Genomic DNA, 399 nt, shown 5'->3' on the forward strand with positions numbered 1-399 from the left:
TGGCGATCGGCCATGAGGTGCGCCTCATGCCGCCAGCCTATGTTAAGCCGTATGTGAAGCGCGGGAAAACCGATGCAGCGGATGCTGAAGCGATTTGCGAAGCGGTCACCCGGCCGACGATGCGTTTTGTCGCAGTGAAGTCGGTCGAGCAGCAAGCGGTGCTGATGCTCCACAAAAGTCGCGACCTGATGGTCCGGCAGCGCACCATGCTGATCAACGCGCTTCGCGGCCACTTAGCTGAGTACGGGATCGTGACGGGTCTGGGCGCCGCCGGCGTAGTGGCTTCCCTGAAGGCGCTGCACGAAGAGCAGGACAGGTTTCCCGCACACGCACGTTCGGCCCTTCATGGCATTGCCGCTCAGTTGAGGGCACTAGCGAGCGAGATCGAGCGGCTTGAGG

1 protein-coding gene is annotated in these 399 nt (G+C 62.4%); it reads left to right on the top strand.

Annotated features, from left to right (window positions below):
• The coding region (locus tag AX685_RS14690) for an IS110 family transposase (RefSeq protein WP_231738906.1) at window positions 1–399 on the top strand (399 nt) is incomplete at both ends.

The organism is Sphingomonas sp. CCH9-F2 (genome assembly GCF_001556735.1).
Lineage (GTDB): Bacteria > Pseudomonadota > Alphaproteobacteria > Sphingomonadales > Sphingomonadaceae > Sphingomonas > Sphingomonas ginsenosidimutans.